General features: G+C 67.5%; 16 protein-coding genes. 9 read left to right on the top strand and 7 right to left on the bottom strand.

What is annotated here, in order from left to right:
• Positions 1 to 7 precede the first annotated feature (7 nt).
• Genes ACZYSP_RS06535 through ACZYSP_RS06525 form a run of 3 tightly spaced genes read left to right on the top strand, consistent with a single transcriptional unit; the run spans position 8 to position 3,034 of the window.
• Positions 8 to 961 carry a sugar kinase gene (locus tag ACZYSP_RS06535; RefSeq protein ID WP_093080089.1) on the top strand — a complete coding sequence of 318 codons (954 nt, stop codon included), beginning with the start codon at positions 8 to 10 and terminating at the stop codon, positions 959 to 961.
• 5 nt (positions 962 to 966) lie between these two features.
• The gene (locus tag ACZYSP_RS06530) at positions 967 to 1,956 is read left to right on the top strand and encodes a 2-hydroxyacid dehydrogenase (protein WP_489013213.1); all 990 of its coding nucleotides are present in this window, start codon (positions 967 to 969) and stop codon (positions 1,954 to 1,956) included.
• 52 nt (positions 1,957 to 2,008) lie between these two features.
• Positions 2,009 to 3,034 carry a LacI family DNA-binding transcriptional regulator gene (locus tag ACZYSP_RS06525; RefSeq protein WP_093050851.1) on the top strand — a complete coding sequence of 342 codons (1,026 nt, stop codon included), beginning with the start codon at positions 2,009 to 2,011 and terminating at the stop codon, positions 3,032 to 3,034.
• Here ACZYSP_RS06525 and ACZYSP_RS06520 read toward each other — a convergent pair.
• Positions 2,934 to 4,670: a GMC family oxidoreductase gene (locus ACZYSP_RS06520; RefSeq protein WP_489013210.1), complete on the bottom strand. Its 1,737-nt coding sequence runs from the start codon at positions 4,668 to 4,670 to the stop codon at positions 2,934 to 2,936. The two genes, ACZYSP_RS06525 and ACZYSP_RS06520, sit on opposite strands and share 101 nt — an antisense overlap.
• 104 nt (positions 4,671 to 4,774) lie before the next feature.
• Complete coding sequence (locus ACZYSP_RS06515) at positions 4,775 to 6,274, bottom strand: FAD-dependent oxidoreductase (RefSeq protein WP_489013208.1); 1,500 nt, start codon at positions 6,272 to 6,274, stop codon at positions 4,775 to 4,777.
• 79 nt (positions 6,275 to 6,353) lie between these two features.
• Here ACZYSP_RS06515 and ACZYSP_RS06510 point away from each other — a divergent pair, with 79 nt between their 5' ends.
• From ACZYSP_RS06510 to ACZYSP_RS06485, 6 genes are all read left to right on the top strand, one after another.
• Entirely contained in the window at positions 6,354 to 6,809 is a 456-nt protein-coding gene (locus tag ACZYSP_RS06510) for a MarR family winged helix-turn-helix transcriptional regulator (RefSeq protein ID WP_489013206.1), read from the top strand.
• A gap of 155 nt (positions 6,810 to 6,964) precedes the next feature.
• The gene (locus ACZYSP_RS06505) at positions 6,965 to 8,527 is read left to right on the top strand and encodes a serine hydrolase domain-containing protein (protein WP_489013204.1); all 1,563 of its coding nucleotides are present in this window, start codon (positions 6,965 to 6,967) and stop codon (positions 8,525 to 8,527) included.
• Between the two features lie 83 nt (positions 8,528 to 8,610).
• Positions 8,611 to 9,189 carry a hypothetical protein gene (locus ACZYSP_RS06500; RefSeq protein ID WP_176928713.1) on the top strand — a complete coding sequence of 193 codons (579 nt, stop codon included), beginning with the start codon at positions 8,611 to 8,613 and terminating at the stop codon, positions 9,187 to 9,189.
• Positions 9,190 to 9,366: 177 nt separating this feature from the next.
• On the top strand, positions 9,367 to 10,209 hold the full coding sequence (locus ACZYSP_RS06495; protein ID WP_176928712.1) for a MurR/RpiR family transcriptional regulator: 843 nt from the start codon (positions 9,367 to 9,369) through the stop codon (positions 10,207 to 10,209).
• A gap of 361 nt (positions 10,210 to 10,570) precedes the next feature.
• Positions 10,571 to 12,025 (top strand): MFS transporter, encoded by a 1,455-nt coding sequence (locus ACZYSP_RS06490; protein WP_489013201.1) that lies wholly within the window; start codon positions 10,571 to 10,573, stop codon positions 12,023 to 12,025.
• A gap of 21 nt (positions 12,026 to 12,046) precedes the next feature.
• The gene (locus tag ACZYSP_RS06485) at positions 12,047 to 12,712 is read left to right on the top strand and encodes an aspartate/glutamate racemase family protein (RefSeq protein WP_489013199.1); all 666 of its coding nucleotides are present in this window, start codon (positions 12,047 to 12,049) and stop codon (positions 12,710 to 12,712) included.
• A gap of 25 nt (positions 12,713 to 12,737) precedes the next feature.
• Here the strand turns inward: ACZYSP_RS06485 and ACZYSP_RS06480 are convergent, their stop codons facing one another.
• The 5 genes from ACZYSP_RS06480 to ACZYSP_RS06460 form a co-directional block, all read right to left on the bottom strand.
• Positions 12,738 to 13,334 carry a nucleotidyltransferase family protein gene (locus tag ACZYSP_RS06480; RefSeq protein WP_307616761.1) on the bottom strand — a complete coding sequence of 199 codons (597 nt, stop codon included), beginning with the start codon at positions 13,332 to 13,334 and terminating at the stop codon, positions 12,738 to 12,740.
• A gap of 76 nt (positions 13,335 to 13,410) precedes the next feature.
• Complete coding sequence (locus tag ACZYSP_RS06475) at positions 13,411 to 13,869, bottom strand: RidA family protein (RefSeq protein WP_093080114.1); 459 nt, start codon at positions 13,867 to 13,869, stop codon at positions 13,411 to 13,413.
• Positions 13,866 to 14,834, bottom strand: a complete 969-nt coding sequence (locus ACZYSP_RS06470) for a transglutaminase family protein (RefSeq protein ID WP_093177159.1) — start codon at positions 14,832 to 14,834, stop codon at positions 13,866 to 13,868. The genes ACZYSP_RS06475 and ACZYSP_RS06470 overlap by 4 nt, the downstream gene beginning before the upstream one ends.
• Before the next feature lie 11 nt (positions 14,835 to 14,845).
• On the bottom strand, positions 14,846 to 15,667 hold the full coding sequence (locus ACZYSP_RS06465) for a basic amino acid ABC transporter substrate-binding protein (RefSeq protein ID WP_093050827.1): 822 nt from the start codon (positions 15,665 to 15,667) through the stop codon (positions 14,846 to 14,848).
• Positions 15,668 to 15,702: 35 nt separating this feature from the next.
• Complete coding sequence (locus tag ACZYSP_RS06460; RefSeq protein WP_489013195.1) at positions 15,703 to 18,459, bottom strand: circularly permuted type 2 ATP-grasp protein; 2,757 nt, start codon at positions 18,457 to 18,459, stop codon at positions 15,703 to 15,705.
• Between the last annotated feature and the right edge of the window lie 42 nt (positions 18,460 to 18,501).

Below are 18,501 nucleotides of genomic sequence, written 5' to 3'. Positions count from 1 at the left end.
CAAACACATGACAGAACCAACCGCCTTCGACGTTGCACTCTTCGGCGAAGCCATGCTGCTGCTCGTGGCCGATCGGCCCGGCCCGCTGGAAAACGCAGAGGCGTTCCACAAGCGCACTGCCGGCGCCGAGACCAACGTGGCCATCGGCCTCTCGCGCCTGGGCCTCAAGGTGGGCTGGGCCAGCCGGCTCGGCACCGACTCGATGGGCCGCGCGCTGCTGGCCGCGATGCGCGCCGAAGGCATCGACTGCTCGCACGTGATCACCGACGCAACGCAGCGCACCGGCTTCCAGTTCAAGGGCCGCGTCACCGACGGCAGCGACCCGCCGATCGAATACCACCGCAAGGGCTCGGCCGCGAGCCACATGGGCCCGGCCGACGTCGACGAAGCCTGGCTGCGTTCGGCGCGCCACCTGCATGCCACCGGCGTGTTCGCCGCCATCTCCGACACCAGCCTGCAGGCTGCGCTCAAGACCATGGACGTGATGCGCGCCGCCGGCCGCACCATCTCGTTCGACACCAACCTGCGCCCCACGCTGTGGTCGTCCACCGAGACCATGCGCCACTGGGTCAACGAACTCGCTTCGCGCGCCGACTGGGTACTGCCCGGCATTGAAGAGGGCCTGCTGCTCACCGGCCATGACAAGCCCGAGGACGTGGCGAAGTTCTATCGCGATCGCGGCGCGAAGCTGGTGGTCGTCAAGCTCGGCGCCGAGGGCGCCTACTACGACAGCGATGTGGCCGGCACCGGCCGTGTCGACGGCTTCCCGGTGAAGGAAGTGATCGACACCGTGGGCGCGGGCGACGGCTTCGCAGCCGGCGTGGTGAGCGCGCTGCTCGAAGGCAAGAGCGTGCCCGAGGCCGTGCGCCGCGGCGCATGGATCGGCGCGCGTGCAGTGCAGGTGCTGGGCGACACCGAAGGCCTGCCGACGCGGGCGCAACTCGAAGAAGCGGGGCTCTGAACACCATGACGAATGTGTCGAAGAAGAACGTGCTCGTCTTCCGGCCGTTGCCCGAAGACCAGTTGGCGCGCCTGCAAGCCGTGCACCACGTGGTCGTGGCCGATCCGCGCAAGGAACCCGAGGCCTTTGCCGCCGCGCTGCGCAGCGCGCACGGGCTGATCGGGTCGAGCCATACGGTCGATGCCGCGCTGCTCGACGGGGCGCCGCAGCTCCAGGTGATTTCGAGCGTGTCGGTCGGTGTCGACAACTATCCGCTGGCCGAACTGCACAAGCGCGGCATCGTGCTGTGCCACACGCCCGACGTGCTCACCGAAACGGTGGCCGACACGGTGTTCGCGATCCTCATGGCCACGCAGCGCCGAGTGGTCGAACTCTCTACGCTCGTGCGCGAAGGCCACTGGACGAAGAACATCGGCGAAGAGCTCTTCGGCACCGACGTGCACGGCAAGACGCTGGGCATTCTCGGCTTCGGCCGCATCGGGCAGGCCGTGGCGCGCCGTGGTGCGCTGGGCTTCGGCATGCCGGTGCTGTATCACGCACGCCGCCCGGTCGACCTGGCAACGCAGGCGCCCGAATTGCAAGGCCGCGCCACGCACACGCCGCTGGACGACCTGCTCGCGCGCGCCGACATCGTGCTCGCGATGCTGCCGCTGACCGACGCAACGCGCGGCATGATCGACACCGCCTTCTTCGCGCGCATGAAGCCTGGTGCAGCCTTCATCAACGGTGGCCGTGGCGCCACCGTGAACGAAGACGCGCTGCTCTACGCACTCGACCACGGCACACTGCGCGCCGCCGGCCTCGATGTGTTCGCGAAAGAGCCGCTGCCGGCCGATTCGCCATTGCGCACCCATCCGCGCGTGACGCCGCTGCCGCACATCGGCTCGGCCACGCACGAGACGCGACACGCCATGGCCGAGCTCGCCACGACGAACCTGCTGCAGGTGCTGGCCGGCGAGAAGCCGACTGCGCCGTACGACACGGCATCCGCATGAGCACGAGCCGGTTTTTCTCCCTCCCCCGCTGGGGGAGGGCGGGAGCAAAACCATGAAGCCGACCGGCCGCGCCACCATCGCCGACGTCGCCGAAGCCGCCGGCGTCTCCAAGGCCACCGTCTCGCGCTTCCTCAATCACCGCGAGCGGCTGCTGAGCCCCGACATCGCCGCGCGCGTCGAAGTCGCAATCGCGGCGCTGGCCTATTCGCCGAGCCCGATGGCGCAGGCGCTGAGCCATGGCCGCTCGCGGCTCATCGGCCTGATCGTGGCCGACATCACCAATCCGTACTCGGTGGCGGTGCTGCGCGGCGCCGAGAAGGCCTGCCAGGACGCCGGCTACCTCGTGATGCTGTTCAACCTCGGCAACGAGAGCGAACGCGAGCGAGAGGCCATCGACGCGCTGGCGGGCTACCAGGTCGACGGCTTCATCCTCAACACGCTGGGCCGCGGCAGCAATGTGGTCGACGCGGTCACGCTGCACGGCAAGCCGGCGGTGCTGGTCGACCGGCGCCACACCGGCATGCACACCGACTTCGTCTCGCTCGACAACCACGCCGCGATGCAGGCCACCTGCGGTCATCTGGTCGAGGGCGGGTATCGCGAGCTGCTCTACGTCACTGAGCCGCAGAAGGGCGTGAGCTCGCGGCGCGAACGCACGGCCGCCTTCGGTGCCTGCGTGGCCGCGCACGAGCCGCGCGTGGCGGGCGAGGTGTTCGAGTGCGTCGAGGGCGAGAGCGATGCGCTCGACGAGGCCTTGCGCGCTCTGCGTCAGCGCGCCAAGCGCGGCCGACGGGCCGCGGTGGTCGCGGGCAATGCCGTGGTCACGCTGCGCATCGCGCAGGCCATGGCGCGGCTGGGCTGGCAGTTTGGCGCCGACCTCGGCTTTGTCGGCTTCGACGATCCCGAATGGGCCTCGCTCATCGGCCCCGGCCTGAGCACCGTGGCACAGCCTACCGACGCCATCGGCCGCACGGCCGCTACCTGCCTGATCGAGCGGCTGCGTGGGCTGGATGCTGCGCCGCGCCAGTTGCTGCTGCCTGGAGAGCTGGTGGTACGAGGCTCGTCGCAGGCGCTCTAGCATCCTGCTGCGCGCGGTCGAAGGTGATCGGCCCGCGCATCCAGTCGGCCGCGCGTTCGGCAATCATGATCGTCGGCGCGTTGGTGTTGCCGCCGATCAGCGTCGGCATGATCGAGGCATCGACCACGCGCAGGTTTTCGATGCCATGCACGCGCAGCTTCGCGTCTACCACCGCCATCGCATCCGTGCCCATCTTGCAGGTGCCCACGGGGTGGTAGATGGTGTCGGCGCGCGCGCGAATGTGCTGAATGAGTTCTTCGTCGGTGTGCGCGTCGGCCGTGTAGAGCTCGTGGTGGCGGTACTTTTCGAGCGCCGGCGCGCGCAGGATCTCGCGCATCTTCTTCACGCCCTGCAGCAGCAGCGCCATGTCCTCGGGGTCTGACAGAAAGCGCGGATCGATGCGCGGCGGCGAGCCTGGGCCGGCATCGTTCAGGCGCACGTCGCCGCGGCCCTTGGGACGCAGCACGCACACGTGGCACGAGAAGCCGAAGCCCGCGTGCAGCTTGCGCGCATGGTCATCGGTGATCGCGATCACGAAGTGCAGTTGCAGGTCGGGCCGCCGCAGTTCGGGCGACGACTTGATGAAGGCGCCGCCCTCGGCGAACGGCGTCGCGATCATGCCCTTGCCGCTCTTGCGCCACTCGGCGATGGCCTTCACCAGATGCAGGCCACCCACCACGCCGATGCCGAACAGGTCGGTGTGCTTCGAGGTGTAGGCGAGGATGAAGTCGGTGTGGTCCTGCAGGTTCTGGCCGACGCCCGGCAGTGCATGCTGCACGGCAATGCCGTGGCGGCCCAACTCGGCCGGGTCGCCGATGCCCGAGAGCATCAGCAGTTGCGGCGAGTTGAATGCGCCGCCGCACAGCGCCACTTCGCGCCGGGCGTGAAGGGTCTCGATGCTGCCGTCTTTGCGCCGCACCTCCACGCCGGTGGCGCGCCGGTCTTCGAGCACCACGCGCAGGGCCTGCGTGTCGGTCAGCACTGTGAGGTTGGGGCGCTGGTTCATCACCGGATGCAGGTAGGCGGCGGCCGCCGAGCAGCGCTCGCCGTTGCGCGCGCCATCGTGGAACTGCGTGACCTGGTAGAGGCCCGCGCCTTCCTGTTCGGCGCCATTGAAGTCGTCGTTGCGCGGAATGCCGCACTCCGCAGCGGCCCGCACGAAGTCTTCGGCAATGGGGCGCGGGCTCTGTTGCTCCGAGACCTGCAGCGGCCCGTCGGCACCGTGCAGTGCGCTCGCGCCGCGCTGGTTGCCCTCGGCGCGCTTGAAGTAGGGCAGCACTGCGTCGAACGACCAGCCGGTGCAGCCCGCGCGCTCCCAGTCGTCGTAGTCGTCGCGATGGCCGCGCACGTAGAGCATGGCGTTGATCGCGCTGGAGCCGCCCAGGCAGCGTCCGCGTGGCTGGTAGCCGCGGCGTCCATTCAGGCCAGGCTGCGGCACGGTCTGGTAGGCGTAGTTGTTGATGCGCGGGCGGCCCGGCAGCATCGCCACCGTGGCGGCAGGCGCCCGCACCAGGATGCCGCGGCCGTCGCCGCCGGCCTCGACCAGGCAAACCTTCACGGTGGGGTCTTCGCTCAGCCGCGAGGCCAGCGTGGCGCCGCCGGAGCCGCCACCCACGATGACGTAGTCGAATTCCATGGCGCTTCTTCCTTTTGTTCTGTGCTGCCTGCGTCCGCGCGGACGGATTCGACTGTAGGAATGAACGTGCAATCAGGGCTTGGCGTTTTCCCTTGTCTCCGAAGTCAGGTCGAGGTCATGCCGAGGTCGCGCAGATACCTCTGCAGCTCTTCGATGTGGGCGGAGTCGACGATGGCGCCGACATAGCCGTCCGGGCGCACCAGCACCCAGTCGCCCGACGCGAGCCCATAGGCTTCGCGGAAATGGCCGCCATGGTCGCGCAGGTCGCCTCTTTCGCCGAAGGTGTGGATGTGCAGGCCTGGGCGCGGTGCCACGTCGCGACGCTCGACCTCGCAGCCCAGCAGCGTCCAATGCGCGCCCTTGAACAGCTCGAACAGGCGCGTCGGTTGCCCGGCGGCGCCGGTGACCGGCGCATCCGGCGCGCGGTCACCCGCACGCAGGCCGCCAACGCGCGCCGGCTTTTCCATCGCGAGGGACGATTCGGCGTACCCGAGGTCGAGCTGATGCACTTCCCGCCCGCGCCGCATCTCGCCGCGCTTGGCTTCGCCGAGCAACTTCGTGGCAAGCCCGAGCATGTCCGCGGCAATCGGGCGGCGCTCCTCCTCGTAGCTGTCGAGCACGGTACCGGGTGCGCCGGCGGCAACTGCCGCCAGCTTCCAGCCAAGGTTGTAGGCGTCCTGCACGCTGGTGTTGAGCCCCTGGCCGCCGGTGGGGGGATGGACGTGTGCGGCGTCGCCGACCAGCAGCACGCGACCTGCCCGGTAGCGATCGGCCAGACGCGCGTTCATGCTGAAGGCCGAGGCCCACGAGACCGAGTGGATACGGATGTCGTCGCGGCCGGTGCGTTCGGCAACCATCGCGGCCAGTCCCTGCGCGCAGAGGTCGATGTCGCCCTCCAGCGGTATCGGTGCCTGCAGCTGGAACAGCTCCGTTCCGGCGAGCGGGCACAGGGACATCTGTGCATTCATCTCGCCTTCGTTGAAGCGGTGCCATGCTTCGCGCCCCAACCCTGACAGGACGACGTCGGCCACCACGGCACGCACGCCCAGCGTCTTGCCCGGAAAGCCGATGTCCAGCGAATGCCGCACGAAGCTGCGGCCACCGTCGGCGCCGACGAGAAAGCGCACGCGCAGCGTTTCTTCACCCGCCGCGCTGGCCAGCCGCGCCGTCACGCCGTCCTCGTCCTGCTCGAAGCCGATCAGTTCGCAGCCGAAGGCGGGTCGATGCCCGAGCTCGGTCAGGCGCTCGCGCATCACGCCCTCGGTCAGGAACTGCGGGACCATCAAAGGAGAGCCATAGGGTTCAGAAGGTGTCGGTGCTTCGTGCGCCATCACCAGCGAATCGGCATGGCTGCCGTCAGCGCTGTATTCACGCGAGGGCGGATACAGGCCGCCGGCCGCGACGATCCGCTCGAGGATGCCCAGATCCTCGAAGACCTCCTGCGTTCGCGGCTGGATGCCCTTGCCGCGCGAGCCCCGGAAAGGCGCGTCCATCTTCTCGATCAGGCGGAAGGAAACACCTCGCCGCGCCAGGTCGATGGCGAGCGTGAGGCCGGCTGCGCCGGCGCCGCAGATCAGGACGTCGGCGGAAAACTGCTGTGTCATGGCAAACTCCAATATGTGTAATATGCACTCAATAGGAGCGGATGCTATGCCAAAGAAAATAAATGTGCAAGATACACATATGTCCGAGCAACTGCGGGCGCTGCACGGTGCGCTGCTGACCGTTGTGAGCGTCATGAATCGCCCCCAGCGCGACGAGGCGATGGTGCGCGAAGCGGGCATCTCGCTCGACCGCGCCTTGTTTCCGCTGCTGGTGGGCATCGAACGCGTAGGACCGATCGGCGTGGTCGAGCTCGCCGACCGTGTCGGGCGCGACTACACCACGGTCAGCCGGCAGGTCGCGAAGTTGGAGAGTCTTGGCCTGGTGGAGCGCCAGGGCGGCGTTCACGACCGGCGCGTGCGCGAAGCGATCGTGACGCCGAAGGGCAAGGTCATGACCGATGCCGTGGATGCAGCAAGGGAAAGGCTGGGGCGCGCCATATTTGCCAAGTGGGAACAGCAGGATTTCGAGGAGCTGGTGCGGCTTCTGCAGAAGTTTGCGGTCGATATCGAGGCGGGCCCTGCAGGCGAGCGTTGATCGGGTTGAGGGGCGCTGCCTCGCTGACCTTTGAACACATGGCGCGCGACCGGGGCCTCATCGGGTTTCCTCTGCCGCTGCGGACAGGCGATTGACAGCCACCGGCGCGACACTGTCGAAACCGGTCCATCCCGCAAGACAAGGAAGCCAGGAACATGGAAGAGACAACAACAACGACCCCCGCCATCTCGCGCCGCGGCCTGCTGCGCCTTTCCCTTGGCGGCACCGCCATGGCCTCGCTGCCCGGCATCGGCTGGGCAGCCACTGGCGCCGCGGTACCCACCTTTGCCGACGGCCTGCCGCGCAGCCGGCCCGAGGTGCAGGGCATTTCGTCGGCGTCGATCCTCGCCTTTCTCGACGATGCCGAGCGCGGCGCGTTCGAGCTGCACAGCTTCATGCTGTGGCGCAACGGCCATGTGGTGGCCGAGGGCTGGTGGGACCCCTACAAGCCCGAGCGCCGGCACATGACGCATTCGCTGACCAAGAGCGTCACCGTGTGCGCGGTCGGCATGGCCATTGCCGACGGCAAGTTCGGACTCGACGACAAGGTCGTGTCCTTCTTTCCCGAGCACCTGCCGCCCACGGTCAGCGCCAACCTCGCGGCCATGACCGTGCGCGACCTGCTGACCATGCGCACCGGACACGAGTCGATGGTGTCGGGCTCGGTGTGGCGGCCCATTCGCACAAGCTGGATTGCCGAGTTCTTCAAGATCCCCGTGGTCTACACGCCGGGCAGCAAGTTCGTCTACACCAGCGCGGCTACCTACATGCTGTCGGCCATCGTGACGAAGACCACCGGGCAATCGACGGCCGACTACCTCAAGCCGCGCTTCTTCGAGCCGCTGGGCATCACCGGCTACGAGTGGGACGTGGGCCCCGAGGGCATTTCGCCAGGCGCCAACGGCCTGAGCTGGAAGACGGTCGACTCGCTCAAGCTCGGCATCCTGCATGCGCAGAACGGGCAGTGGAACGGCAAGCAGATCCTTACGAAGGCCTGGGTCGATTCGGTGCACGCGCCGCACACCAAGGACCGATACGGCTACCAGTGGTGGCTGGGCCAGCACGGCGCGTACAACGCCGATGGCCTGTTCGGGCAGTATTCAGTGGTGTTCCCTGAACAGAACGCGGTGCTCGCGCTCAATTCTGCGCTGCCGCCCAAGGCGGGGTTCAACGCGGGCATCCTGTACAAGCATTTTCCCGCGGCATTCGGCGCTACTGCCGTGGCCAGCGAGAAGGACTACGCCGCGCTCAAGGCCCGCACGCGCACGCTGCAGCTGCTCCCACCGGTGAAGCCGACCAGCTCGCCCGTTGCCGCGAACGTGTCGGGCCAGCGCTTCGACTTTGCGGAGAACCCGGAGAAGATCAAGTCGATGCGGCTCGACTTCTCTTCCGCGGAGTCGTGCGTCTTCACCATGGAGGACGACCGCGGCACGCACAAGGTGCAGGTCGGCTTGCGCAAGCCCTTCGAGGGCGACACCACCATCACCGGCAACAAGCTGCACCACGAGTACCAGCCCGAGGTGATGCGCGTGGTGGCCAGCGGCGAGTGGCGCGACGCGCGCACCTTCGTCATGACGTGGACCTTCGTCGAGTCGGCCTTCCGCGACACCGTGGAGTGCCGCTTCTCCGGACCGTACATGCGCTTCGACCGCAGCGTCAATGTGAACTCCAGCGCAACCGAAATGCCTACGCTCACAGGGACGCGCGCGAAGACTTAGCCCACACTTTTTGAGAGGCGCTTTTACCGGCGCTTCACTTCCCGGACAAATTGACGGGCGCGGTTCGTGGCTCAATGTCCGTCATGCACATGCTTTCGGACGCCACGGTCTTCACGCAGGTGCGCTTCTGGGTGCTGGTGCTGTGTTCGCTGGTGTGCCCGGCCGCGATCTTCGTCACGCTGTTCGTGCGGCGCGAGTTCTCGAAGAAGGCTGTGCTTGCCTTCGGCCTGCTGCTGATCCTGCTCGCGGGCGTGGACATCTTCGTGCTGCGAGCGCTTTCGCTGGAGGCGCAGGCCACGCCTTCGCTGGCTGACGACATCGTCTTCTCGTCAGAGCTGTCGATTGCGCTTTACATCATTCCCGCTGCGTTCGGCACCTTCGGGCTCAATATGGTTTCGCATGTGCTCATGCATTACCTGAAGCAGAAGGAAGCGCGCTTCGAGGCGCACCGGCAATCGGCGCAGCCGCTGCCCATCGTCAATGGGGCGCATCGGAATCGCCCGAGGGCGCCGGGCGGGCCGCGGATGCGGCCGACCGCCGTGGTGCGTCGTCGGCGCGAGGCGGTGCAGGTCGTCGCCAACGCGCTGCCTCGCGATCCGTCAGCGACGGAAAGACGTCGCGCAACTCCGCGAGCGGTACGCAGCCCGATTCGCGGTTCATGATGAACCACGTCGGTTCTGCCGCATGGCTCGACATTGAATGCGCTGCAACGACCAGTGCGGCCAGGGCGACGAGGGTGCGGGATGCTGCGATCAAGTCATCTTCAGGGAAGAGGAGGGACGTACATCCTGCTGCGGGAAGGGGACGGCATGGCATCATCGTGCGCCTCTCCCACTCGCATGCCCATGTCCGCAGATTCCTTTGTCCGCCGCGTCCGCAGCCAGCTCGACCAGTTGTCCGCAACCGAGCGGCAGCTTGCCGATTTCGTCCTGGAGTTTCCGGGCGAGCTGGCCAGCTATGCGGGCAACGAGCTGGCGGAACTGGCGGGGGTGTCGCCTTCGACGGTGAGCCGCTTCATCCGTCGCATCGGCTACGAGAACTACGAAGAGGCCCGGCGCCAGGTTCGCGAGGAAAAGCAGACGGGTTCGCCGCTGTTCCAGAACGCGACCGAGGCGTCGAAGCGCGGCCACCTTGTCGCCACGCATTTCCAGCAGTCTCAGGCCAACCTGGCCAGCACCTTCGACCGGCTCAACGACAGGCAGATGGCCGGCATCGTGAAGGCGATCATCGGCGCGGGGCAGGTGCTGATCTTCGGCAGCCGCAGCAGCCATGCCTTTGCCCTTTACCTGCGTTGGCAGATCGTGCAGGTGGTGCCGCGCGTCACCGCCATTCCGGGGCCCGGCGAGACGTTGGCCGAGCACCTGGCTGGCCTGACCGGGCGCGACTGCGTGATCGTCTTCGGCACGCGACGGCAGACGCGGCAGATGGACATCCTGCTCGCGGGCGCCAGCAAGGCCGGCGCGAAGATCGTCTACATCAGCGACAAGGCCTCGCCGGACTTCGCTGGGGCCACCTGGTCGCTGCAATGCGATTGCCGGGGGCCGGGGCTTCTGGACAATCACACTGCCGTGATGGGCATCTGCGACCTGATCGCCACGATGGTGATCGAAGCCTCGGGCTCCGCCGGTCGCAAGCGTCTGGCCGCGATCGAGCTCGAGCACGAGGAAAACGGCGAGCTTTGAGCGGCAGCGGCGCTCGACTGGCCTGATCTGGTCGGAGTGCACTGAAAAGACGCACGACCGTAGTGCGCATCTGCCCATCCAAGGTGCATCCGCAGAGACTGCAACAGGTCTCGGATGCGCCCGCCTGTGACGGTCATTCCACGCTTTCCCCTCTGAAAAGTACCCCTGCGGCACGTGGTTTACGTGCGTCACGCGCAGGCGGGCATGTCGCTTGCATAGGTATGTTTCGCATGAAATTTAGATTTCACAAAACAAACTAGGTGAAATCGATATGTCAGACCGATGGAGTCGCCGATAGCATGCGAAGCGATTCCGGACTGCGCCGAGCAAAGCACTTCATACCTTTCTCAAGGGGTTTCCTATGGCTGGACCTGCACTTTCTTCCGGACCCGACTCGCCCCGGGTCGCCGAACTCGACAGAGCGCTCGACAAGATCGGCGTCACGCGATCGCACCACACGATCATCTTTTTGATCCTCATCGGCTGCCTGTTCGACAGCTTCGAGCAGAACGCCGTGGGTATCGTGGGACCGATGCTGCGCGAGCAGTGGGGGCTCAGCGCTTCCGACATCGGCTTGCTGAACACCGTTACCTTCGCCTGCGCGGCGGTGGGGCGGATCATCTCGGGCTTCATCGCCGACCGCTACGGCCGGCGCGTGATGCTGTCGATCGACCTGCTGCTGTTCACCCTCGGCGCAGGCATCTGCGCGATGGCGCCCAACCTGGCGGTGATGGCGCTGGGCCGCGCGGTCGTGGGTTTCGGGCTGGGCGGCGAGATCGCGATCGCCGTCACCATGCTGGCCGAGTTCTGCTCGACCAAGTTCCGCGGCACCGCTGTCGGGCTGGTGAACGTCGGTGCGGGTGGGCTCGGCAACTTCCTGGCGCCGGGCTTCGGCCTGCTGGTGTTCTGGATGTTCCCGGGCGACAACGCATGGCGCTGGCTGTTCGCCTGCCTGATGGTGCCGGCGCTACTCGGTGCTTTCTATCGCCGCTACATCCCCGAGACGCCGCGCTTCCTCCTGTCGCAGGGCAAGGTGAAGGAAGTCAATGCGGTGTTGTCGCGACTGGCGTCGGGCAGGCTTTCGAAGAAGAACGTGCCGCAGCATCAGTACATCACCGACGATGGGCTGGCCGCGCCGAATGCCCGCATCAAGGTACGCGTGACCGAGATCTTTCGCGGCGCACTGGCGCGGCGGACCATTCCGCTGTGCATCACGATCTGGATGACCTACGGCGCGCAGATCTCGGTGCTCACGCTGATGCCGACCATCCTTGTTGCCCTGGGCTACAGCATGTCGAAGAGTCTGCTCTTCACGATGGTGATGCAGGGCGGCAGCCTGCTGGGGGCCATCGCAGCCTCGCTGCTGGGTTTTCACTTTCCGCGCAAGCGCGTGCTGACGGCCGGCGCCGTGTGCGCCTGCCTGGCGGCGTTGACCATCGGCTTCGTTGCCAAGAGCATCGTGGTGATCCTGATTGCCGGCGCGGTGTTCCAGTTCTTCGTGCTGCTGCTCAACACGACGATCTGGATCTTCGCGCCCGAGCTGTACCCGACCCGGGTGCGAGCCTTCGGCACGGCCTTCATTCTTGCCACTGGCACAGCGGCAGGCGCGCTGATGCCGCTGGTGGCGGGCCGGCTCTTCGATGCCTTCGGCCTGGTCGGCGTGTTCGGCCTTGCGGCCGGTATGTACGCGGTCTTCGTGGTCAGCGTGCAGAGCGTGCCCGAGACCTATGGCCAGTCGCCCGATGCGTTGCCGCTGCCGGGTGAACGCCCCGGCGATGACGCTGCCCCGACCACGAAGATCGTGCAGCCGGGTTGAATTTTCAGAGAGTTCTCACGCATGCAAGAAATCCTGCTCATCAACCCCAACTCGTCGTCGTCGACCACCGCAATGATGGCGAAGATCGCCAGCAGCGAGGCACCGGCCGGATGCCGCGTGACAGGCATCACCGCGGCCGGCGGGCCGACCATGATCGTCAATGAAGACGAGCTGAATGCGGCTGCGACGGAGGTGTTGAAAGCCTGGCGTTCCGCTGCCGGCGGAAGGTGGAATGGCGTGATTGTCAGCGCCTTCGGCGATCCGGGCATCGAGTTGCTGCGCCGTGAAGCAAGCGTGCCGGTGGTCGGCATCGCCGAAGCATCGATGCTCGCGGCCAGCGAGGGCCGCCGCCGCTTCGGCATTGCCACGGTCACGCCCGAACTGGTGTCGCCCATCGAGGGCAGGGCGGCCGCGCTGGGACTGCGCGCTCTCTACACCGGCATCCGCCTGACGCAAGGCGACCCGCGCGCGCTGGCAGCCGATCCGCAGGCGCTGGAAGAAGCGCTGGCAAAGGCCGTGCAGTGCTGCATCGACGAAGACGGCGCCCAGGCGGTGATCATCGGCGGCGGCCCGCTGGGGCAGGCCGCACTGGCGCTGGCCCCACGGTTCGACGTGCCGGTGATCGCGCCCATCTCGGCCGCCATGCGACTGCTGTGTTCGCGGTTCGCAGCAACCCGGGGAGCATGAGGAATGAGCACCGTGGACGTGTTCATCACAGTGTCGAACTGGAAGCGCGAGTAGCCGCTTCTGGCTGCACGATCCGCAGCCACGGCCATCGCGCCTGGTAGTCCGCCGCCTTCTTGAGGAACAACTCGCGCATCGGGAGCAGCGGGTTCATACGCAGAATGCCCGCTGCCAGGTCGTCCAGCCCGTCGGGCGCATAGAGCGTTCCGTCGGCCAGGTCGATGCCGACGCGGGTGCATGCGATGAGGTAGCGGTCGATCCCGTCGCGCGCGGACCCGAGCCGGGGGTAGGGCGACTTGAAGCGCTGCTCATACCAGAGGTGAACGCGCGCCTGGTTCTTGACCTCCACGCTCACGCCCAGGTCGGCCACCGCTTTCTGCACGCGCTGGATCACGATGTCTTCGGCTTCCCACGACAGGTCGGTGTCGTCGAAGTAGAAGACGTCGTAGTCCTTCACGCCCCAGCCGGGCGGTTTGTCGGAAAGACGGTTCCACGTCGCCTGGAACAGGCAGCCGGCGGTCAGGAAGCCCTGGCGAAGCCCGAGGCCGGGCAGGCGTGAAAGCAGCGCGGCGTTGACCGGGTCCTGCATGGCTTGCTCGATCAAGCCGGTGGGTGTCAATGGCATGGTGTCGACGCAATGCAAAGAGGCCTGACGACCATCGCCGTCAGGCCTCGAATCGTGGAGATGCGAAAGAAACGGATCAGCCGACTTCAGCAATCAGCTCGATTTCCACGCAAGCCCCCATCGGCACCTGCGCCACGCCGAAGGCGCTGCGTGCATGCGCGCCCTTTTCAGGCCCGAAGACTTCGGCAAAAAACTCGCTCGCGCCGTTGGTCACCAGGTGCTGTTCGGTGAAGGTGCCGACCGAGTTGACCAGGCTCATCACCTTGACGATGCGCTTGACCTTGTTGAGGTCGCCCACGGCCGCATGCAGCGTGCCGAGCAGGTCGATGGCGATGGCGCGTGCAGCCTGCTTGCCTTCTTCGGTGCTGATGTTGGCGCCGAGCTGGCCGGCCCAGACCTTGCCGTCCTTCTTCGCGATATGGCCCGAGAGAAACACGAGGTTGCCGGTCTGCACGAAGGGCACGTAGGCGGCGGCAGGGGCGGAGACCGGGGGCAGGGTGATGCCGAGGCTGGAAAGTTTGTCGTAAACGCTCATGGAGACTCCTTGTCTTGGGAAGGCGATTGTGTCCGGGTTTGCGGAAGGCCCTCGACCACTTCCCCCACTGGCTGCACGGTCACGCCGACCCGCAGCGTGTGCCTTGCGCCGCCGTGGAGTACGCCGCGCATCGGCGATACGTCGGAGTAGTCGCGGCCGATGGCGAGCGTGACGTAGTCTTCGCCCGGCTGGCGGCCGTTGGTGGGGTCGAAGTCGGCCCATCCGCCTTGACTGCCGACGCCCTCGGGGCCGTCGCCGGGCAGGTACACCGACACCCAGGCGTGCGAGGCGTCGGCGCCCACCAGCCGGGGCTGGCCGGGTGGCGGCTGTGTCAGCAGGTAGCCGCTCACGTAGCGCGCGGGCAGGCCCATGGTGCGGAAGCACGCGATCATGATGTGGGCGAAGTCCTGGCATACGCCCTTGCGCTGCGCGAGGGCCTCGACGGCGGGGGTGTTGATCTCGGTGCTGTCGGCGTCGTACGCGAAGTCTTCGTACATGCGCTCGGTGAGGTCCATCGCCACGTCGAAGGTGGGGCGGCCGGGCACGAAGCTGGCGCGGGCGTAGGCCGTGAAGTCGTCGTGGCGCGGCACGTAGGGCGACGGAAAGACGAACTCCGAGGCCGCGTCGAAGGTGGCGTCCTTGCGGAAGCGGAAGCGTTCGCGCACGCTCTCCCAGGGCAGCTCGCGCGCCACGGTGGCGGGCAGCACGGGCACCGAGGTTTCGACCACGCTCTCGGCCGTGACGACGAGCCGGTCGTGCGTGGCCTCGAGCGCGAAGAAGGCGCGCGTGTTGCCGTACAGGTCGGCCACTTCGCTGCGCTGCGCGGGCGCGGGCTCGATGGCGAGCTTGTGGCTCACGAGCCGCTGCGAGTCGGTGGCCAGCGGTTTCAGGTGGGCGAGGTGCTGCGCCGTCTCGACCGGCGGCGCGTACTCGTAGCGCGTTTCGTGGGTGACGTGTAGCAGCATGATGGGTTGGCCTACTTCGACTCGGCGCCGAAATGCGAAGCGTAGATCTTGGCGTAGGTGCCGTCGGCCCGGATGCCTTCGAGGCCCTGGTTGATCTTGGCGAGCAGTTCGGTGTTGCCCTTCTTCACGGCAATGCCGTACTTCTCGACCGGGAAGTTCGCATCGCTCACCGTCTTGAAGCCGCCTGCAGTGTTGTTGGCGATGTAGTGCACCACCACGCCGTTGTCGGCCACCACGGCCTGCACGCCGCCGGCTTCGAGTTCCTTGAGCGCGAGCGGCGTCGATTCGAAGCGCTTGATGGCGGTGCTCGACTTGCCCAGCAGCTTGCCCACGACCTCGTCGCCCGTGGTGCCGTTCTGCACGCCGACCTTCAGGGTCTTGATGTCATCGAACTTCGTGACGGGCGAGTCGTTCTTCACGGCGATCAGCTGCCTGGCGTCGAAATACGACTGCGAGAAATCCATCGTCTGGCGGCGCTCGTCAGTGATCGTGATGGCCGACACCAGCAGGTCGCGGTCGCCTTGGTCGAGCGCGTTGAAGATGCCTTCCCATGGCGTGTTGACGAACTTCACCTCGATGCCGGCCTTCTGCGCGACCGCCTTCACCACGTCGATGTCGAAGCCCACGATCTCGCCCTTGTCGTTCTGCGATTCGAAGGGCGTGTAGGCGGCGTCGGTGCCGACCACCAGCACCCGGGCGGCGGCAGGTGGAGGCGGTGCGCTGGCTGCGGCGGGCGCGGCAGGCTCCTGCTTGCTGCAGGCCGCGATGGCGAGCGCCGCGAGCATGCCGGCGGCGGTGAGTGCGAAGCGGCGGTTGATGGCGATGCCTGACATGGATATGCCTCCTTGGAACTGTCTTTGTCTGGGAATCAGGCTCCGACCGAGCGCAGCGATTCGGATGTCAGCGTGAAGTAGCGTGTGCCGATCGCATCGGACACATGGTAGGCGGCCGTCTCGCAGTTGGCGAGCAGCTCGACGAGGGCCGGGTAGTTGGCTTCGGGCCCTGCGGCGCAGAGGTGTTCGAGCGTCCAGCCGGCCGGGTCGGGCAGTTCGTACGACAGCGCGGTCAGCTTGCCGGGCGCGCTGCCGGCCAGCCGTGCAATGCGCCCGCGCAGGGTCTGCGTGACCCATGCGAGCGAGCGCGGGTTTTCGGCGTCGAGCACCAGCAGGTCGACCATGGTGGCGACATCGCGGCGCTGCTGGTAGCGGGCGTGGAAGGTGATGGTGCTGTCGAACAGCGCCACCATCGCCTCGAAGCCGCTCACCTCGTGCACGGCGCCGTTGTCGAAGCCGGCCTCCAGCGCATTCGACAGAAAGCCCAGTCGCTCGATGTGGCGGCCGATGGACAGCAGCCGCCAGGCGTCGTCGCGCGTCATGCGGTCGGTCTGCGCGCCGGTCATGGCGGCCAGCGCGGTGCTGGCGGACTCGAGGGCGCGCAACGCGGCACTGCTGGCAAAGCTGCCTTCGCCGGCCTGCTCGGCCGCGCGGCGCAGGAAGTCGGTCTCGGCGCGCACGATCTGGTTCCAGTTGTCCTGCGACAGGCGCTCCCGCACCGCAGCCGCGGCCTGCCGGATACAGCGCAGGCTGAAGCCGACGCTGGCACCGCGTTCCACATCTCCCAGCTCGGCGATGAGCGCGCGTTCGAATACACGGCGCGACTGCGGCGCGCTCGGCGCCTCGGCCGGCACCAGCGCATTGCGCAGCGCCATGCGGTGCAGCCATTCGAGCAACGGGCGCGAGGACTGGTCTTCGCTGCCCAGCAAGTTGAGCGTGAGGCGCGCAAGGCGCACGGCGTTCTCGGCACGCTCGGTGTAGCGGCCGAGCCAGAACATGTTCTCCGCGGCGCGGCTGGTAACGGGCGCGCGGTGCCGCGCGAGCGAGGCCGGCGTGGCGTGCGGCTGCAGCAGCGTGGTGCGGTCGACCTCGCCGTGGGTCTGCACCCACACGTCGGCGCTGCTGCCGCCGCGCTGCATCGACGCGATCTGCGCATCGGGCCCAGCGAGCCGGGCCAGGCCGCCGGGCAGCACCCGCCACGACTGCGCGCCGTCGCTCACCGCGAACACGCGCAGCAGCACGGCGCGCGGCGCGATATGGCCCGGGCCCATGTCGTTGGCCCAGGTGGGCATCTGCGACAGCGGCTGGTAGCCCTGCACGGTGTGCACGTCGCCTTCTCGCACGATACGGCCGGCCCATTCGTCGAGCTCGCGCCGGCCGAGCTGGCTGCCGAGCACGGCGTCGAAGCTGGCGCGGCCGTCGAAGCCGGGGTAGGTGGGCTTGATGGCGCAGTCGGCCAGCTGCGGCAGCACCGATTCGAGCGCGGCGCGCTCGCCGCACCACCAGGTGGGCAGCGCGGGCAGCTTGAGTTTTTCGCCGATCAGGCGGCGCGCCAGCCCCGGCAAGAAGCCGAGCAGCGCGGGCGATTCGAGGAACGCCGAGCCCGGCATGTTGGCCACCAGCACGTTGCCGGCACGAATGGCCTGCAGCAGGCCGGGCACGCCGAGCGTGGAATCGGGGCGCAGCTCCAGCGGGTCGAGGAACTGGTCGTCGAGCCGCTTGATGAGGCCGTGCACCGGGCGCAGGCCCTGCAGCGTCTTGAGGTAGAGCCGCTGGTCGCGCACCGTGAGGTCGCTGCCTTCGACCAGCGTGATGCCCAGGTAGCGCGCGAGATACGCGTGCTCGAAGTAGGTTTCGTTGTACGGGCCGGGCGTGAGCAGCGCGATGTGCGGCGGCACGCCGGCCGGGCACATGCGCTGCAGGCCTTCCATCATGGCGCTGTAGGTGGCGGCCAGGCGTTGCACGTGCAGCGCCTCGAAGGCCTGAGGAAACTGCCGCGTGATGGCGAGGCGGTTTTCGAGCAGGTAGCCCAGGCCCGAGGGCGCCTGCGTGCGCTGCGAAACCACCCACCAGTTGCCGTCGGGGCCGCGCGCGAGGTCGAAGGCGGTGATGTGCAGCCAGGTGTCGCCCGGCGGCTTCACGCCGTGCAGCGCGCGTAGGTAGCCGGGGTGGCCGCGCACCAGTGCCGGGGGAATGAGCCCTTCGGCCAGCAACTGCTGCGGGCCATAGACGTCAGCCATCACGCGGTCGAGCACGCGCACGCGCTGCAGCACGCCAGCCTCGATCTGGCTCCAGCTTTCGGGCGAGACGATCAGCGGGAACAGGTCGAGCGACCACGGCCGCTGCGGGCCGTTGGCGTCGGCGTACACGTTGTAGGTGACGCCGTTGTCGCGGATCTGCCGTTCAAGGCTGGCCGCGCGTCGGGGCAGGTCGTTGAAGCCGCCCGGGCCGAGCTGTTCGAAGAAGGCGTTCCAGGCGGGCGTGAGCGGCGGTTGTTCGCCGGAGGGGCCCTGTGTCTGCGTCTGGGATTGAGACAGCGACGACTGCGACTGCGATTGGGACTGCGACTGCCCGGCGGCCGGTGGTCGTTCGACCGCGGCGTCGTACAGCAGCGGGGCGGGCGCAGGGGCTGGCGCAGCCCCCGGCACTGGCCGTACAGGCGCTACCGCGGTGGCCTGCCCACGCAGTTCGTCGAAATGGCCGGGCAGGGCCGGCGGGGCGAGCGCCGACGCCAGGGCCGCTGGAAACTCCAGTGCCTGGGCGTCGAACAGGGATTCGTTCAAAGGTTCCACAGGAGGGGGATTGTCACACTGCCTTCACGGGTATCCGTTTGG

The sequence above is a fragment of the Variovorax sp. F042 genome, assembly GCF_057814215.1.
Note: the sequence above shows the minus strand (reverse complement) of the source record. Positions and strands in the feature narration are given on the sequence as shown.

What these genes read in the sequence shown, in the direction of transcription:
- ACZYSP_RS06535 (WP_093080089.1), top strand. Translation starts at nt 8, where the DNA reads ATGACAGAACCAACCGCCTTCGACGTTGCACTCTTCGGCGAAGCCATG.
- ACZYSP_RS06530 (WP_489013213.1), top strand. Translation starts at nt 967, where the DNA reads ATGACGAATGTGTCGAAGAAGAACGTGCTCGTCTTCCGGCCGTTGCCC.
- ACZYSP_RS06525 (WP_093050851.1), top strand. Translation starts at nt 2,009, where the DNA reads ATGAAGCCGACCGGCCGCGCCACCATCGCCGACGTCGCCGAAGCCGCC.
- ACZYSP_RS06520 (WP_489013210.1), bottom strand. Translation starts at nt 4,670, where the DNA reads ATGGAATTCGACTACGTCATCGTGGGTGGCGGCTCCGGCGGCGCCACG.
- ACZYSP_RS06515 (WP_489013208.1), bottom strand. Translation starts at nt 6,274, where the DNA reads ATGACACAGCAGTTTTCCGCCGACGTCCTGATCTGCGGCGCCGGCGCA.
- ACZYSP_RS06510 (WP_489013206.1), top strand. Translation starts at nt 6,354, where the DNA reads ATGTCCGAGCAACTGCGGGCGCTGCACGGTGCGCTGCTGACCGTTGTG.
- ACZYSP_RS06505 (WP_489013204.1), top strand. Translation starts at nt 6,965, where the DNA reads ATGGAAGAGACAACAACAACGACCCCCGCCATCTCGCGCCGCGGCCTG.
- ACZYSP_RS06500 (WP_176928713.1), top strand. Translation starts at nt 8,611, where the DNA reads ATGCACATGCTTTCGGACGCCACGGTCTTCACGCAGGTGCGCTTCTGG.
- ACZYSP_RS06495 (WP_176928712.1), top strand. Translation starts at nt 9,367, where the DNA reads ATGCCCATGTCCGCAGATTCCTTTGTCCGCCGCGTCCGCAGCCAGCTC.
- ACZYSP_RS06490 (WP_489013201.1), top strand. Translation starts at nt 10,571, where the DNA reads ATGGCTGGACCTGCACTTTCTTCCGGACCCGACTCGCCCCGGGTCGCC.
- ACZYSP_RS06485 (WP_489013199.1), top strand. Translation starts at nt 12,047, where the DNA reads ATGCAAGAAATCCTGCTCATCAACCCCAACTCGTCGTCGTCGACCACC.
- ACZYSP_RS06480 (WP_307616761.1), bottom strand. Translation starts at nt 13,334, where the DNA reads ATGCCATTGACACCCACCGGCTTGATCGAGCAAGCCATGCAGGACCCG.
- ACZYSP_RS06475 (WP_093080114.1), bottom strand. Translation starts at nt 13,869, where the DNA reads ATGAGCGTTTACGACAAACTTTCCAGCCTCGGCATCACCCTGCCCCCG.
- ACZYSP_RS06470 (WP_093177159.1), bottom strand. Translation starts at nt 14,834, where the DNA reads ATGCTGCTACACGTCACCCACGAAACGCGCTACGAGTACGCGCCGCCG.
- ACZYSP_RS06465 (WP_093050827.1), bottom strand. Translation starts at nt 15,667, where the DNA reads ATGTCAGGCATCGCCATCAACCGCCGCTTCGCACTCACCGCCGCCGGC.